This window comes from Microbispora catharanthi (assembly GCF_006334915.2).
GTDB classification, from domain to species: Bacteria; Actinomycetota; Actinomycetes; order Streptosporangiales; family Streptosporangiaceae; genus Microbispora; species Microbispora catharanthi.
Genome location: NZ_VDMA02000001.1, coordinates 664,816 through 677,384 on the forward strand (window position 1 = coordinate 664,816; position 12,569 = coordinate 677,384).

14 protein-coding genes are annotated in these 12,569 nt (G+C 73.1%); 10 read left to right on the plus strand and 4 right to left on the minus strand.

Annotation, left to right across the window (positions count from 1 at the left end; genetic code table 11):
- The first annotated feature begins 29 nt into the window (after positions 1 to 29).
- Both FH610_RS03140 and FH610_RS03145 read left to right on the plus strand, forming a co-directional pair.
- The gene (locus tag FH610_RS03140) at positions 30 to 2,051 is read left to right on the plus strand and encodes an AfsR/SARP family transcriptional regulator (RefSeq protein WP_139572670.1); all 2,022 of its coding nucleotides are present in this window, start codon (positions 30 to 32) and stop codon (positions 2,049 to 2,051) included.
- Between the two features lie 19 nt (positions 2,052 to 2,070).
- Positions 2,071 to 2,445 carry a hypothetical protein gene (locus FH610_RS03145; RefSeq protein ID WP_152313691.1) on the plus strand — a complete coding sequence of 125 codons (375 nt, stop codon included), beginning with the start codon at positions 2,071 to 2,073 and terminating at the stop codon, positions 2,443 to 2,445.
- A gap of 17 nt (positions 2,446 to 2,462) precedes the next feature.
- Here FH610_RS03145 and FH610_RS03150 read toward each other — a convergent pair whose 3' ends face one another.
- Both FH610_RS03150 and FH610_RS03155 read right to left on the minus strand, forming a co-directional pair.
- Positions 2,463 to 3,323 (minus strand): pentapeptide repeat-containing protein, encoded by an 861-nt coding sequence (locus FH610_RS03150; protein ID WP_240808725.1) that lies wholly within the window; start codon positions 3,321 to 3,323, stop codon positions 2,463 to 2,465.
- Positions 3,324 to 3,538: 215 nt separating this feature from the next.
- Positions 3,539 to 4,135: a TetR/AcrR family transcriptional regulator gene (locus tag FH610_RS03155; protein WP_139572676.1), complete on the minus strand. Its 597-nt coding sequence runs from the start codon at positions 4,133 to 4,135 to the stop codon at positions 3,539 to 3,541.
- A 129-nt stretch (positions 4,136 to 4,264) separates the two neighbouring features.
- Between FH610_RS03155 and FH610_RS03160 the strand changes: the two genes are divergently transcribed.
- Positions 4,265 to 4,672 carry a nuclear transport factor 2 family protein gene (locus FH610_RS03160; RefSeq protein WP_139572678.1) on the plus strand — a complete coding sequence of 136 codons (408 nt, stop codon included), beginning with the start codon at positions 4,265 to 4,267 and terminating at the stop codon, positions 4,670 to 4,672.
- 98 nt (positions 4,673 to 4,770) lie between these two features.
- On the opposite strand, the gene FH610_RS45830 is transcribed toward FH610_RS03160, so the two are convergent.
- The gene (locus FH610_RS45830) at positions 4,771 to 5,031 is read right to left on the minus strand and encodes an SDR family oxidoreductase (RefSeq protein ID WP_240808714.1); all 261 of its coding nucleotides are present in this window, start codon (positions 5,029 to 5,031) and stop codon (positions 4,771 to 4,773) included.
- 109 nt (positions 5,032 to 5,140) lie between these two features.
- Positions 5,141 to 5,845, minus strand: coding sequence for a sensor histidine kinase (locus FH610_RS03170; RefSeq protein ID WP_338104513.1), 705 nt, complete (start codon positions 5,843 to 5,845; stop codon positions 5,141 to 5,143).
- A gap of 534 nt (positions 5,846 to 6,379) precedes the next feature.
- Between FH610_RS03170 and FH610_RS03175 the strand changes: the two genes are divergently transcribed.
- From FH610_RS03175 to FH610_RS03205, 7 genes are all read left to right on the plus strand, one after another.
- Positions 6,380 to 7,036 (plus strand): TetR/AcrR family transcriptional regulator, encoded by a 657-nt coding sequence (locus FH610_RS03175; RefSeq protein ID WP_205825496.1) that lies wholly within the window; start codon positions 6,380 to 6,382, stop codon positions 7,034 to 7,036.
- 74 nt (positions 7,037 to 7,110) lie between these two features.
- On the plus strand, positions 7,111 to 8,376 hold the full coding sequence (locus FH610_RS03180; RefSeq protein WP_161627898.1) for a sensor histidine kinase: 1,266 nt from the start codon (positions 7,111 to 7,113) through the stop codon (positions 8,374 to 8,376).
- Between the two features lie 207 nt (positions 8,377 to 8,583).
- On the plus strand, positions 8,584 to 9,246 hold the full coding sequence (locus tag FH610_RS03185; protein WP_139572687.1) for a DUF998 domain-containing protein: 663 nt from the start codon (positions 8,584 to 8,586) through the stop codon (positions 9,244 to 9,246).
- Positions 9,247 to 9,294: 48 nt separating this feature from the next.
- On the plus strand, positions 9,295 to 9,666 hold the full coding sequence (locus FH610_RS03190) for a YciI family protein (protein WP_139572689.1): 372 nt from the start codon (positions 9,295 to 9,297) through the stop codon (positions 9,664 to 9,666).
- Between the two features lie 78 nt (positions 9,667 to 9,744).
- Entirely contained in the window at positions 9,745 to 11,007 is a 1,263-nt protein-coding gene (locus FH610_RS03195; RefSeq protein WP_139572691.1) for an RNA polymerase sigma factor, read from the plus strand.
- An 81-nt stretch (positions 11,008 to 11,088) separates the two neighbouring features.
- Positions 11,089 to 11,658: a winged helix-turn-helix domain-containing protein gene (locus FH610_RS03200; protein WP_139572693.1), complete on the plus strand. Its 570-nt coding sequence runs from the start codon at positions 11,089 to 11,091 to the stop codon at positions 11,656 to 11,658.
- Positions 11,651 to 12,502 carry an SRPBCC family protein gene (locus tag FH610_RS03205; protein ID WP_139572696.1) on the plus strand — a complete coding sequence of 284 codons (852 nt, stop codon included), beginning with the start codon at positions 11,651 to 11,653 and terminating at the stop codon, positions 12,500 to 12,502. Before FH610_RS03200 ends, FH610_RS03205 begins: the two co-directional genes overlap by 8 nt.
- The last annotated feature ends 67 nt before the right edge of the window (positions 12,503 to 12,569 follow it).

A 12,569-nucleotide genomic window follows, 5' to 3' on the forward strand; every position in this document is an offset into this window, starting at 1 on the left:
TGGGGGTACGCGCGGAAAGGGGGCCGCAGGTGGGCATCGCGTTCGGAGTGCTGGGGCCGGTGACGGCCTGGGACGGCACCGGCGGCGCGATCGCCCTGAAGGGGCCGCGGCACCGCGCGGTGCTGGCCCGGCTGATCGTCGCCCGCGGCCGCGTCGTCCCGGTCACCCGCCTGATCGACGACCTGTGGGACGAACCGCCGGCGGGCGCGGTCGGGGCCGTGCGGACGTTCGTCGCGGCGCTGCGCCGCGCCCTGGAACCCGACCGGCCGCCCCGCACCCCCGCACGGCTGCTGGTCACCGAGGGACCGGGGTACGCGCTGCGGGCCGGCGCCGACACGGTGGACGCCTGGCGCTTCGAACACGCGGTGGCCGCCGCCGCGGATCTGTCCCCCGAAGACGGGCTCGGACGGCTGGAGGAGGCGCTGGGGTGGTGGCGCGGCCCCGCCTACGCGGAGTTCGCCGACCAGGACTGGGCCCGCGCCGAGCGCTCCCGCCTGGCCGAGCTCCGGCTGCACGCGGTCGAGCGTCACGCGGAGATGCGGCTGGCCCTGGGACGGGCGGCCGAGGCGGTGCCCGACCTGGACGCGCACGCGGCCGGGCACCCCTGGCGGGAGGAGGCCTGGCGGCTGCTCGCGCTCGCGCTGTACCGCAGCGGGCGGCAGGGCGACGCGCTCGCCGTGCTGCGCCGGGCGCGGGCACTGCTGGTGGACGAGCTGGGAGTGGACCCGGGCCCGGGGCTGCGCCGCCTGGAGACCGACATCCTGCGCCAGGCCGATCATCTCGACTCCTCGGTGCGCGGCGCGGCCGACCGGGTGTGGGCCGAGGCGACCGCCGCCTACGACCGCGCGGTCGCCTCCGGGGCGCGGGCCCGCCTTGAGACGACGGCAGGACTGCTGCGCGATCTCGCCGTGACCGGGGGCGGCGGCCTGCGGGCGGCGCGCGAGCACCGCGTGGCCGCCGTCGAGGCGGCCGAGGAACTCGGCGACGCGGAGCTGACCGCCAGGGTGATCGGCGCCTTCGACGTCCCGGCCATCTGGACCCGGTCCGACGACCCCGGGCAGGCGGCGCGCATCGTGGCGGCGGCCGGGCGCACGCTGGCCGCGCTGGTCCCCGGTCACGCGGCCGCCGGTCACGAGGCGGCCCGGGCCCGCCTGCTGGCCACGATCGCGCTGGAGTCGCGCGGCGACCGCTCCGGCCAGGGGCCGCGGGCGGCGCGGCAGGCCGAGGAGATCGCCCGCCGACTGAACGACCCCGCGCTGCTGGCGTTCGCATTGAGCGGCCTGTTCATGCAGACCTTCGATCGAACGGGCCTGGCCGCCCGCCGCGACGAGATCGGCGCCGAACTGGTGGAGCTGTCCGCCCGGCAGGGCCTGGTCACCTTCGAGGTGCTCGGGCATCTCATCCGGATGCAGGCCAGGTCGGCGCTCGCGGACTTCACGACCGCCGACGCCCACGCCGCCGAGGCCGAGCGCCTGGCCGTACGGCACGAGCGGCCCCTGGTGGGGGTGTTCACCGCGTGGTATCGGGCGCTGCGCCTGGACGCGACCGGCCGGGCGACGGCGGAGGAGGCCGAGGCCGCCTACCGGGAGGCCGCCGCCCGGCTGGACGGCGCCGGCATGCCCGGCATGGAGCGCGGCCTGCTGCCGCTCGCGTTGCTGTGCCTGCGCCTGCGGCACGGGCAGCCCCCGCCCGACGTCGAACATGCCGATTGGGGGCCGTACGCGCCGTGGGCCCGGCCTCTGGTTCTGCTGGCGCGCGACCGCCGCGCCGAGGCGGCCGCAGCGCTGCGCGCCCTGCCCGAGCCGCCGCACGACCTGCTGACGGAGGCCCTGTGGTGCCTCGCCGCCCGGGCGGCCCGCACACTCGGGGACCGCACGACGATGGAACGCGCCCACGCCGCGCTGCTGCCCGCCGCGGGCGAGCTGGCCGGGGCGGGCAGCGGCGTGCTGACGCTCGGCCCGGTGGCCGCGCACCTGGACGACCTCGCCGCCGCTCTCGGCCCTTCGTCAGGCAGGGTTACCCCATCGGCGTTCTTCTCCAAGAACACGTAGCCGGCAGAGACGAGGACACGTGGCATCACGCGCGAGCCGCTTGCGCATTCGGCCGCTGGCCGGGGCGGTGGTCCTGGTGACCTTCGCCCTGGCCGCGTGCCAGCCCTACCGGGACGAGATCTTCCTGATCGTCAATGAAACTGGCGAGAACGTTGTGGTCACCTGGGACGGCGGCGTGTACGCCAGCCTTCCTCCCGGCCGATCCACCGAAACCATTCCGCTGCCAAACCACTGCCGGGTCACTCCCCTGCCCGACGACCGGTTCACGGCGACGACGGAGACCGGGAAGCGCTACACCTACGGGCGGCCCATGTGCCCAGGAGAGACCTGGCACATCCGCGAGAAGACCCCGGGCTCGCCGCCCGCCTCGGCCGGCGACAGGAGGACACCCTAGCCGCCGGTAAGGAGTCTCTATCCGCCCCCTCGGCGGGGGCGCGGGCGGCGGGCGACGGCCCGGCCCGCCGCGGCGGCCGGGCGGGCCGCCGGGCCCGACCAGTGCGCCGGACGGGTGAGGGCCGGGGGCAGTTTCGTGGCGTCGTCTCCCCTGGCCGCGTTCACCTGGGCCTGGGTGAGGAAGACGCTCCCCGTGAGGTCGGCGCCGCCGAGGTCGGCCCCGCGCAGGTCCGCCCCGATGAGGTCCGCGCCGCGCAGGTCGGCCTCGCGCAGGTCCGCGCCGATGAGGTAGGCGCCCCTCAGGTTGGCTCCGCGCAGGTCGGCCTTCCTGAGCCGGGCGCCGATGAGGTCGGCTCCTCTGCGGTCGGCGGCACGGCCCCCGGTCGACGCCCGCACCAGATCGCTCGTCCGCAGCAGCAGCACGTTGACCTTCTCGCGGTGGGCGGCGACGTCCACGCCCAGCAGGTCGTCGGGAGTGCCCATGGTCAGGCGTTCGGTCTCCTCGAACGCGCCGCGCAGCTCGGCGTGGATCGGGCGGGTCACCGGCAGGGACATCGCCTCGTCCAGGTACCACAGCAGCTCGTGCAGATGCCGTACGACGGGGAAGACCTCGAACATCCGCGCCGCGGTCCGCGGATCGTCCCGCCAGCTGCGCCCGAAGGTGACCTGCGAGACCTTCTGCCCCGCGCCGAAGCAGTCGTAGACGGTGCAGCCGGGAAAGCCGCTGTCCCGCAGACGCGAATGGATGCCGCAGCGGAAGTCGTCCCGCAGGTTGGGGCACGGCCGCCCGGCGTCCTTGCTGATCGCGAAGTCGGCCGAGGCGGCGAAGGGCAGCGCGACGCAGCACAGCCCGAAGCAGTTCGCGCAGTCGGCCCGCAGGTCGGTCCGTCCGCCGCCGGAGTCGGCCGGGGCCTTTCCGCGGGTGTCCCCGCGGTCGTGCGTGTCGGGCAACGTGCCTGATCTCCTCGTGTTCCATGGGCGCGCGGCCGCTCGCCGTCCCGGCGCCCAGCTAGAACGTATCCCACCGAACGAGCGCCCGGCGCCCGGCTTCCGCCGGGAGGTGGCGGCTCACGCGTGCGAGCTCCCGTCCCGGATCAGTCCTCAGCGGAAGCGGTGAGGCGGCGAACCATCCGGACCAGCCCGGCGCGCCGCGCAGCCGGGCTGTCGCCTTCGGCGCCGGCCATGATCATGCGTACGACCTGGGGAGCGGTGAACCACCAGGTCGCCAGCGCGTACACCGCGTAGACCAGGTGTGCGGGCTCGACCTCGGCCGTGAGGAGGCCGTTCTCACGCGCGGCGGCGAAGGCGGCGACCTTGTCGGCGTAGTGGGCGGCCCGCTCGTCCTCGGCGGCCACCCCCGTCCGGCCGTCCTCCAGCCCCTCCCAGGCGAGCAGGCGCAGGAAGTGGGGATGGGCGCAGTGGTAGTCGAACACGCGCCCGGCGTACTCGCCCAGGTCGGCCATCTGCTCGGCGGTGAGCGGGACGGCGCCCGCGACCCTGGCCAGCTCGGCCTCCAGGACGGCGGTGAACAGCTGCCGCTTCCCGCCGAAGTACTGGTAGATGCGCTCCTTGTTCACCCCCGCACGCGTGGCGACGCGGTCCACCCGCGCGCCCTGCGGTCCGTGCTCGGCGAACTCCTCGACCGCCGCCTCCAGCAGCAGCCGTTTCGTCCTGGCGGTGTCCCATGCCATGACGGGCAGCCTACACAACTCCAACTCACCAGTTGGATTTATGTCGCACCCATGCCATACTCCAACCGATCAGTTGGAGATTTGCCGGCCGGCCTCGCTCCACACCGCCACGACAGATCGGAAAACGGCATGACCGCCACACCCCCGACCACCCGCGAGGTCGTCGACGCCTTCTTCGCCCGCTTCGCCGCCGGTGACATGCCGGGGCTGCTCGACCTGTTCGCCGACCGGGTGGACTTCCTCGTCCCGGGCGACCCGGAGGTGCCCTGGACGGGGGCCCGATCCGGCAGGGACGAGATCGCCGAGTTCTTCACGCTGCTGGGCACCGAGCTCACCCCCGAGGAGTTCACGATCGACACCACCCTCGTCGAGGGCGGGCACGCGGTGACGACCGGCCGCAGCCGCTTCCGCGTGCTGTCGACCGGCAGGTCGTTCCTCAACGAGTTCGCCCTGCACTTCACCGTCGCCGACGGCAAGATCACCGGTTATCGCATGCATGAGGACAGCCACGCGATCAGCGCGGCGTACGCGGCCTGACCCGTCCCGGATTGGCCGGTCCGGCCGCGGGCATCACCTGGCATTCCCCGTCCGGCGGCCGGCCCGTGACGCGGCCGGCCGCCGGACGGGGACACCGGTCACACGGCCGGGCGGCCGCCGTCCACGTGAAGGGTCGTCCCATGGATGAAGCTCGCCCGCGGCGAGGCCAGGAACACGACGGCCTCGGCGATCTCCTCCGGGCTCGCGGGGCGTCCGGCGGGCCCGGCCAGCGAGCTCGCCGGCCCGCAGCGCGGCCAGTTGCGCCGCCGTGGACAGATGGCGAGCCTGCACGCGGGTGCCGGGATGGGCCATCGCGAGCTGCTCCAGCGCCGGTCCGAGCAGGTCGGACGGCAGCTCAAGGGGAATCCCCACCCGCGGGGCCTCACCGTCCCCGCTCGTGTACGCGGCCATCGTCCGCGGTCGTGCCGGACGAGTACGGCGCGCGCTCTGACGCCAGGGCCGGGCGGATCACGTGCGGCGGCCCGGCGAGAGCGGCATCCGCAGGACGAAGCACGCTCCGCCCCATACGGACTCCTCGACGTGGAGGCTGCTGTGATGCGCGGAGGCGATGCCGCGAGCGACGGCCAGGCCGAGGCCGGCGCCTCCCCTGTCCCGGCTGCGGGCGGCGTCCAACCGCACGAAACGGTGAAAGATCCGCTCGCGGTCGGCCAGGGGGATGCCCTCTCCGTCGTCGGCGACCGTCAGCTCGGCGCCGCCCCTCGTGCGGCGCAGGCCGATCCGTATCGTGCGGGCGGCGTGCCGCCGGGCGTTGTCGAGCAGGTTGCCGAGCATCCGGATGATCTGCTCGGGATCGCCGTCGACGATCACGCCGGGATCGAGCCGGAGGTGGATGTGGCGCCCGTCCACCTGCCGGGCGGCCTCCGCCCGGACCAGCGCCGCGAGGTTCACCCGCTCCACTCTCCGAGGCGCGGTCCCCAGCCGGGTCAGGAGGAGCAGGTCGGTGACGATGGCCTGCACCCGGTCCAGGTCATGCAACGTGTGGCAGAGGAGGTCGTCCAGATCGGTCTCGTCCGGATGCAGCTGCGCCTCCTCCAACCGCATGCGCAGCGCGGCGATGGGGGTGCACAGCTCGTGCGAGGCGTCCGAGGCGAACTGCCGCTGCCGTTCCCGGGCGCGTTCGGCGCGATCGCCGGCCTCGCGCAGCCGTTCCAGCTCCTGTTGACGGCCCGGGCGAGCCGGGCGACCTCCTCACCCCCGTCTGTCTCGGAGACCCCGGTGCTCACACCCGTGAGGTTGATGGCGTCCAGTTCGAGGCGGATGGACGCCACCGCTCGCAGCGACCCGTCCCCCGCTCGCCGCGCCTTCACGGCCGCCGGGACCCCGATCAGGAGGGCGTCGGCGACCCGCCCGGCGCGGATCCTCCGCAGGCTGCCGGCGAGTGCCCGTACGTGCCCGTTGCCACCGCGAAAGATCACTGTCATGACCGCGCTCCTGCCCACCACTGGTCGTACTGTCGGGGAGTCGAGTTCGCGGCCCGCGGGCGCGGGCCGTCGAGCGCGGTGTCGCCCGGCGTGGTGTCGGCCTCCCCACACACCGGGGTGGTCGTGACCGCGCGGGCGGCCGTCAGGTGATCCCGGCGGAGGACTGGACGATTTCGTCCAGTTTGTGGTGGTATGTCCTAAGTTGTCAAGGCTGTTCCTCCGGCATGGCTCCGGCGGGCTCCCACATCCGAAGATGGGTTGTCACATGGCCGTTCGAGGGCCGAGGAAGGATTCTCCGAGGCTCACCGCACGCGGCGCGGCCACTCGCGAGCGCATCGTCGCGACCGCCGCGGACCTCATGTTCCGGCAGGGGGTGACGGCGACGACCCTCGATCAGGTGGTGGACGCCTGCGGCATCAGCAAGTCGCAGCTCTATCACTACTTCCCGGACAAGGACGCACTGATCACCGAGGTGATCGCGATGCGGGAGCGCCGCATGGTCTCCTCCCAGAAGCCGCAGCTCGACCAGGTGCGCTCGATGCGGGATCTCGAGAGGTGGCGCGACTCGCTGGTGACGGGCCATCGGGAGCGCGACGTGCCCTACAGATGCCCCATCGGCTCCCTGGCCAACGAACTCTCCTGCTACGACGACGCCCGCCAGTCCCTGGCGGCCATCTTCAGCAGGTGGCAGGGATTGCTCGCGGACGGTCTCGTCCGGATGCGGGAGAGCGGCGAACTCGACCCCGGCGCGGACCCCGCGGAACTCGCCGTCGCCGTCATCGCCGCCCTGCAGGGCGGCTACCTGCTCGCCGAGACCATGCAGGACGAACAGCCCTTCCTGGTCGCCCTCGACATGGCACTGGACCACGTGAAAGCCCACGTCAGGACCCCTGTCGCCAATTTGACACAACCGGACACCTAACCCCAAAGTGGACGAAATCGTCCAATTGCCCTTGGTGGTGGTCCACCGGGTGCGGCAGGAGAATGGTGAGACCGATGCCGTCTCTGCACTCGATGCAGGCGCGCTACACGACAGCGGCGACGATGTTGTTGCTCCTGCTCACGGTCCTGGGCGGCGTGAGCCTGGACCTGGCGATCCGATACAGGGTCCAGGACCAGGTGTTCTTCGACGCCGAGCAGGTCGCCGCCCAGTGGAGCGCGCAGGTGCGCGGCGGCGCGCTGCCGAGTCCTACCTCCGTATCCGGCATCGTCGACCTGGTCCAGTTGGTGGACGCGCGGGGCAGCGTCGTGGAGGCCAGCCCGGGCGCGACGGGGCGGCCACGGCTGAGCACGTTCAGGCCCGCACCCGACGACCGGCTCCAGCGGCGCGTGGAGTGCCGCCCGGGCGAGCCGTGCGTCCTGCTCATGGCCAACCGGGTGTCGCCGGCCCCCGACGCTCCCGTCGTCTACGCCGGAACCGTCGAGCCGCCCCTTATCGCGTCACACCGCCTCGAATACCTCATCGCCGGGGCCGCACTCCTCATCGTCCTGCTGGGCGGCCGCCTGATGTGGTGGATCATCGGCCGGGCGCTGCGCCCGGCCGAGCAGCAGTGCAGGCTCGCCTCCGTCGCCTCCCACGAGCTCAGGACACCGATCGCCGGACTGCGGGTCCAACTGGAGGAAGCGCTGCTCCACCCCGATCACGTCGACCCCCGCGACACCATCCAGCGGGCGCTGTCGGCCACGGGCCGCCTGGAGGCGATCGTGCAGGACCTGTTGACGATGGCCAGGCTACGCGGGGGTCAGCCGGCGCCGCGCGAGCCGATCGATCTCGCCGCGCTCGTCTCCGAGGAGGCGGACGCCCACTCCGGCGGCACACCGGTGGAGATCCACACGACCGGAGACGTGTGGGTGCACGGCTCACGGATCCAACTGATCCGGCTGGTGGGCAACCTGCTGAGCAACGCGCGACGCCACGCGGCGACCGGCGTCACGGTCTGCGTCGGATCCGCCGACGGCCAGGCGGTCCTCACAGTGACCGACGACGGGAACGGCATCGCGGCCGCCGACCGTGAGCGGGTCTTCGAGCGATTCACCCGCCTGGACGAGGGGCGGCGCCGGGACGCCGGCGGCACCGGGCTGGGGCTTGCGATCTCCCGCGACATCGCCCACGCCCATCGCGGAACCCTGCGCATCGAGGACTCCCCCCGCGGAGCGCGGTTCGTCCTCCGACTGCCGCTCCTCGACCGCAACGCGATCGGCGGGCGGCATCTCGTCCGCACCGAGCGGACGACCGCAAGACAGACCGCTGACGACCGGTGACCGGTGGCGGGCGCCACCGCTCCGCCCTGGCATCACGCCGCTCACCAGGCCATACGCGCGCCCATAGCCGGACATGGCGCTCCCCGCGAAGACCGCCGGAAAAAATCTTGAAAAAAATCCCGGAGGCGTGTCGATCCGGGGGCGTCCCGTTCGAGGCGTGGGTGAAGGGCCGGTGAAGGACCGGCCCCGGCCGGAGGGAGAACCCCCATGACCACCGCCACCGTTCACGCCGGCGCCACCGCCCGCACCTGCGACCGTGAGACCAGCGTCACCCGCAGCCTGCTGGGGTACGGCGTGATCGCCGGCCCGGTCTACGTCGGGGTGTCGCTGACCGAGGCCCTGACCCGGGACGGCTTCGACCTGTCCCGGCACGCCTGGAGCCTGCTCGCCAACGGCGACCTCGGCTGGATCCACATCGCGAACTTCGTGCTGGCCGGGGCGATGACCATCGCCTTCGCCGTGGGCCTGCGCCGGGCCCACGGCGGCGGCTGGGCCCCCCGACTGCTGGCGGTGTACGGTCTGAGCCTGCTGGCGGCCGGGGCCTTCCGGGCCGACCCGGCCGGCGGCTTCCCCCGCGGCGTGCCGGCGGGCGAGGTGAGCTGGCACGGCCTCGCGCACCTGGCCTCCGGCGGCGTCGGGTTCGCTTGCCTGGTCGCGGCCTGCTTCGTCCTCGCCCGCCGTTTCGCCCGGCGCGGGCGGGCGGCCTGGGCGTGGAGTTCGCGGGCGACCGGCGCGCTGTTCGCGGCCGGGTTCCTGGCCGTGGCCTCCGGCGCGGGCGCGGCCTGGGCCAACCTCGCCTTCACCGGCGCCGTGGTGCTCGGCTGGTCCTGGATCAGCGCCCTGGCCGTGCACACCTACCGGAACGCCTGACCCGTCCCGCGTTTACCTGATAAATCATTGTCTGGAAGGAGACGACCAATGCGTTACATGGTTCTGCTCAGGGCCGCCCAGCCCGCCACCCCGCCGCCGGCCGACCTCATGGAGGCCATCGCCAAGCTCGGCCAGGAGGCGACCGTCGCCGGGGCGTTGCTCGACACCGCCGGGCTGGCCCCCAGCGCGTCCGCGGCGAGGGTGCGCATGGCCGAGGGCGAGCTCAGCGTGACCGACGGCCCGTTCACCGAGTCGAAGGAACTGATCAGCTACGCCATGTACGACGTGCGCTCGAAGGAGGAGGCGGTCGAGTGGACCGCGCGCTTCATGCGCCTGCACCGCGACCTGTGGGCGGGCTGGGAGGGCCAGGCCGAGGTGGTCAAGGTGCTCGGCCCCGAGGATTTCGCCCCGCCTGCCTGACCGTCCCCCTGACCGTCCCCCTGCCTGGCCCCCGGCCTGACATCCGACGGCCTGAGCCCCTGTGAGCTGAGCACTCCGATGACCGGCACCGAGGCGCTGCTCGCGGCGCACCGCGCGATCGAGGCGGTCTGGCGGATCGAGTCCGCCAGGCTCGTCGCGGGGCTTGCCCGCCTCGTCGACGACGTCGGCCTGGCCGAGGAACTCGCCCAGGACGCGCTGCTCATCGCGCTGGAGCAGTGGCCGGAGGCGGGCGTCCCGGACAACCCGGGCGCCTGGCTCATGGCCACCGCCAAACACCGCGCGATCGACCACCTGCGGCGGCGCAGCCGCTACGAGCGCAAGCTCCAGGAGATCGGCCGTGACATCGAGAGCAGGCCGCAGCCGGACCCGGACGCCGGCATGGACGACCACATCCGCGACGACATGCTGCGGCTCGTCTTCACCGCCTGCCATCCCGCGCTGACCACCGAGGCGCGGGTCGCGCTCACGCTGCGCCTGCTCGGCGGCCTGACCACCGGGGAGATCGCCCGCGCGTTCCTGGCCACCGAGCCGGCGGTGGCGCAGCGGATCGTCCGCGCCAAGCGCACCCTGGCCGCCAAAGGAGTCAGGTTCGAGATGCCTGCCCCCGACGACCTGGCCGAGCGGCTGGCCTCGGTGCTGGAAGTCGTCTACCTGATCTTCAACGAGGGCTACTCGGCCACGGCGGGAGACGACTGGACCCGCCCCGACCTCTGCCACGAGGCACTGCGCCTGGGCCGTCTCCTGGCCGGCCTGCTCCCCGGCGAACCGGAGGTGCACGGCCTGGCCGCACTGATGGAACTGCAGGCCTCCCGCCTGCGCGCCCGCACCGGACCGGACGGCGCGCCGGTGCTGCTCCCCGATCAGGACCGGCGCCTGTGGGACCGGCTCCTGATCCGCCGGGGGCTGGAGGCACTGGAGCGGGCCGAGTCGCTCGGCGGCGCCTTCGGCCCGTACGCCCTGCAGGCGGCCATCGCCGCCTGCCACGCCCGGGCCGCTCGCACCGGCGACACCGACTGGGAGCGCGTCGCCGCCCTCTATCGGGTGCTCGCCCACGTCTCGCCCTCCCCCGTGGTCGAGCTGAACCGCGCCGTCGCGGTCGCGATGGCCGGCGACCCGGCACGCGGGCTGGAGATCGCCGACGCCGTCGCCGGCGACAGGGCCCTGCGCGGCTACCCCCAGTTGCCCGCCGTACGCGGCGACCTGCTGGCCCGGCTGGGCCGTGCGGACGAGGCGCGGCGGGAGTTCGAACGGGCGGCGTCCCTGACCGGCAACGAGCGGGAGCGGGCCCTGTTCCTGACCCGCGCCGCCGACCGCGGTTAGCCGACCCCCTGCCTGGTGCCCCCTTCCTTCTTCCACGACCCATTGACAAAGAGAATTTTTACGTACAACATTGTTTTTGCGATGAGAGACGTCCTGTACCTGGAGCAGATCGAGCAGGCCGAGGCGCTGCTCAAACCGCAGCGCATCGAGGTGCTGCGGCAACTGGCCGAGCCGCGCACGTGCACCGAGGTGGCGGCGGTGCTCGACCAGACGCCACAGCGGGTCTACTACCACGTCAAACGCCTGGTGGAGGCGGGCCTGGTCGACCAGGTCTCCGAGCGGCGGGTGCGCGGCATCACCGAAGGCATCTACCAGGCGAGCGCCCGCTCCTACTGGCTGTCGCCCAGCCTGGTGGGCCGCATCGGCGGGCTGCGCCGGCGGCAGGACGAGCTCACCCTGGGCTACCTGCTCGACCTGATGGAAGAGGTGCAGGCCGACATCGCCGCCCTCGACCGGACCGCGCCGGAGCTGCCGTCCATCGGCGTGTCCGGCGAAGTGCACGTGCCCCCGGAACGACGCCAGCAGTTCCTGGCCGACCTGCGCACCGCGCTGCAGGACCTGTTCACCCGCTACGGCGGCGCCGAAGGCGACGCCTTCAAGCTCGTCGTGGCCTGCTATCCCCACTACCCCCAGGGAGACGACCGTGAGTGAACCGATGATCGTCCGCGTCCGCCTGGCCGCCCCGGTGAAGGAGGTGCGCCAGGCACTGACCGACCCCGCCGCGATGCGGGTGTGGCTGGCCGAGCACGCCGAGGCCGACCTGCCCGGCCGCTACGCGTTCTGGGGCCGCCGCACCCCCGAGGGCGACGCCCCCCATCAGCGCCCCCTGCACGCCGACGACCACACGCTGCGCTTCGCCTGGCTGCTGGACGGCGTGGAGACGACCACCGAGATCACGCTTGCGGAGGAGGCCCAGGACACGACCGTCCTGACCCTGTCGCAGAGCCACTTCGACTTCCAGGACGTCATCACCGGGGCGAGCATCCGAGGCGTGCTGCAGACCTTCTGGTCGCTGGCGCTGTCCAACCTGGCCGACTACGTCGAGGGGCGCGAGATCGGCCCCCAGCCCGACTTCACCTCCGCCGACTTCCGCGGCGAGATGGTCGTCGACATGCCGGTCGAGCAGGTGTACGACTCCCTGGTCGACTCGGACAAGGCGAGCGACTGGTTCGGATACCCCATCGGCATCGAGCCGTACGTCGGCGGGCGCTTCGCCATGGGCGGCCTGGACGCCGACCCGCACCCCGCGAAGATCATCGACCTGGTCCCCGGCAAGACCATGTCGGCCGATTGGGGACCGGGGGGCGTCGTCACCTGGGAGCTGGAGGACAGCGGCGGCAAGACCCGCCTGACGTTCGTCCAGAGCGGCTTCGACACCGGCAACCCGCCGTACGCCGCCTGGACCGGATGGCTCAGCGGCCTGGCCGCGCTGCGCCGTTACCATGAGGTGCCGGGCCGCCACCAGATCTGGCTCCCCGCCGAGACCGCGGCCTGACCTCCATCCCCGCACCACAGCCCAGCACCACGACCAGCCCCCTCACCAGCCGGAGTGTGATCGGTCA